The organism is Bacillus sp. NPDC094064, from assembly GCF_050279585.1.
Classification (GTDB): domain Bacteria; phylum Bacillota; class Bacilli; order Bacillales; family Bacillaceae_G; genus Bacillus_A.
Map to the genome: position 1 here is coordinate 1 of NZ_JBNNUI010000024.1, position 2,714 is coordinate 2,714.

General features: G+C 33.5%; 4 pseudogenes. All 4 read right to left on the reverse strand.

The features are described from left to right. Positions 1 to 137: 137 nt before the first annotated feature. Positions 138 to 506: pseudogene (locus tag ACQKNI_RS26025) on the reverse strand (ASCH domain-containing protein). Positions 507 to 781: 275 nt separating this feature from the next. Beyond that, positions 782 to 1,118 (reverse strand): annotated as a pseudogene (locus ACQKNI_RS26030) (peptidase M20); the annotation flags it as partial. Between the two features lie 55 nt (positions 1,119 to 1,173). Then, positions 1,174 to 2,118, reverse strand: a pseudogene (locus ACQKNI_RS26035) (ABC transporter permease). Further along, positions 2,072 to 2,384 (reverse strand): annotated as a pseudogene (locus ACQKNI_RS26040) (hypothetical protein); the annotation flags it as partial. The pseudogenes ACQKNI_RS26040 and ACQKNI_RS26035, both read right to left, overlap by 47 nt. Positions 2,385 to 2,714: the final 330 nt, after the last annotated feature.

Consider the following 2,714-nt stretch of genomic DNA (forward strand, 5'->3'; position numbering starts at 1 on the left):
AGTTGGGACCTTGTCCCTGTGAGAGTAGGACGTCGCCAAGCAACTTTAAGACGAGTCAGAATGACTCGTCTTTTTTGTGTTTTATAAAATAAGCTTGTCATCTACGTATTTCTGAAGTAATAGATGACAAGCTGTATTTATTTTTTCACATCAATAGGTTTAAAACGCTCACAAACAAGCAGTATATTTTCAGAAAAACTAAGGCTAAGTTCATTCAGTTCCTTCGTGAAGAACTGAATATGGGTGTTTCTCCAGTAATTATAAGTAAGATTCTCTTCACTTTCAGTAATAGCCAAATTCTCGTTTACTGTATTTATTGGTGTTCCAGTTACCTCTATTGTACTAATAATTGCTACAGGTAGTGGTTTATTTTCCAAGTCATAGAGAATATGGCCGAAACATGTTGCAGTTTTTATGCCGTCAATTACCAATTTGGCGAGATAATCAGGAGAATCACCAACTGTCCCCGAATAAGTATCCTAATATGTTTGTACTAATGGGTTTATTTGCATTATTACCTTAATTAAATTTAATTCCTTTTATCCTGCTATTTTAGGGGGATAATACTTCCAATCTAAGCTTCAGTAGAAAAAAGAAGTTAGGTAGAAAATGAAATATCCTCGATAGTTATTAAAAACTCACTTTATAGGTCCCGCATGTAATTTGTTTATTTGTAATTCCTTTGAATACGCTGAATGAATATGGTTTGTAAACACGTTCTGTCCACTTATATTCGTCTTTCCTGTATAATCCCATATAATAGAAGGGAAAAACCCTTTTTGGGTGTAGCTTCATAAATAAAGTAATTAAAGTATAATCGGCTACTTGTTGCGGCTTGAACAGTATGCTTCTCTTTATTATCACGCTAATATAAACAAGTTGGGGGCGAGTTTATCGGGAATAAATCCAATTAGTCTATAGTTTTTATGTAGCTTATTTGTAATTTGAGTTGTTCTAAAGGTAGAGGTAATACCTGGATAGTGTATCGCCTATATGTACTTCTCTTTCATAAATACAGAAACAGGAAGAAGTTTTCCGGCAGTGCCTATATAAATATAGCGCGGGTGATCTTCATCATATAAAGGTGTTATAAAAACATTATTAATAGCCAAACGATAATTGTTTGTATATAGGCATAGGATAAGCTTCCTTAAATCCTATAATTGGGGCCTTTTATAGAGAAGTTAAGTACGAGTGAAGAACGTTATATAATGATTGCTTAGAATATAAAGAAGAAGTGCTATTACTAGATTCAGACTTTAAGCATAGCTTGTAACAGTATCTATCCCATATTGAAGTGAGTAATACTAGAGGTTTAATAATATGTGACTTATATGAATCTATAGCAATACGAACAGTGTAAATAAGATGGCCAACAATATACGCATAATATGCAAAATGTTTTAAACCTATCTTTTCTAAAACTTTTAGGAATATTACTACCGTTAGCATTGCTACTATTACCGCATACATAGGGAAATCATTCAAACTTAAATACTTCCAGCTTTTTAATAAATCTAAGCCTGTCGCTCCAACTATTACAGGAAGAGTAATGAGAAATGAGAACTCAGATGCAGTCTTATAATTTACTTTTACTAATAGATCTCCAGTCAGGTCTAGAATAGCGGTCCATATAAATGAATCCATATGTTTGGAGGTCACGAGCATAATGTTAGTCATTGTAATAATGACCTTTAATATAATAGGAGGTACATAAGCCTTCATTAGAAGAATGAATAGTACAATTTTTAAAGATAAAGGAAGGGAAGTCTACCGCATATTTAAAAAGTTTAGGAGAGAACTTAAAAGTAAAGTGGTGTTAAAACCAGCGAAGTTCCCCAATAGCTCTAAATCCAAAGAAAGAGAATGATAAACTTAGTTATAATAAAGCTAATGCGTGACACCGGGGTAGTTAGTAATTTTTTTAGTGTATCTTCTGTATATTCACGAGTAAATAATTAAGTGACTACTACCTATATAAGGAGAATCCTATAACTAGAGTAGTATATAAGACGCTACCGTCACTAAGAAAGGTGTGACACCAGCCCCAATAATGCTAATTAAAAGCATATTAGAATGTTTTAGTTTTAATAGTGCTGTGTAGAGTGGATTGATCAATTGTGCCATCTCCAACTAGCTTGGTGAAATACACTTCTAATCTGTCTTCACGCATCTTCATTTTTAATACTTCAATATCCTTAAGAATAAATATTTTTTTGATGTGGCCCTGTTGTTCGATAGTGAGAGTAAATACGAATATTCTCTTTATCATGTACTTACAGTTTGCTTTACGCAGCGTATCAAGAGAAACTGCCTCTAGTAATCGTCCAGCATGAAATTTCCATATGCTCGACTAATTGTTCTATCTCGGCTAATATGTTGTTTCTTTTATATGAGTGTTACCTCCAAGAATTAAAAACCGTCCGTACAAATTAAAGAAGGTGTAACGGATGGATTAGTAAAGTAGGGAAGAAGATGGGCTCTCGTTAATGAAATTTTTGTAGGTTCTTATCTAGCTGAACGAGTGCAAAAATATTAAATTGAATTTCTTTATAAAAAGATGTTGACGATTGGAGTGTAGAGGTGTAATATAGAACAAGTCGCCGATGCAACAACGCAGAAAGCGGCAAACGAAATAAAAAACTTAGTTGACATTAACTAACGAAGATGTTAACATAAGGAAGTCGCAAATGAGCGACCAAGTAGTTCTTTGA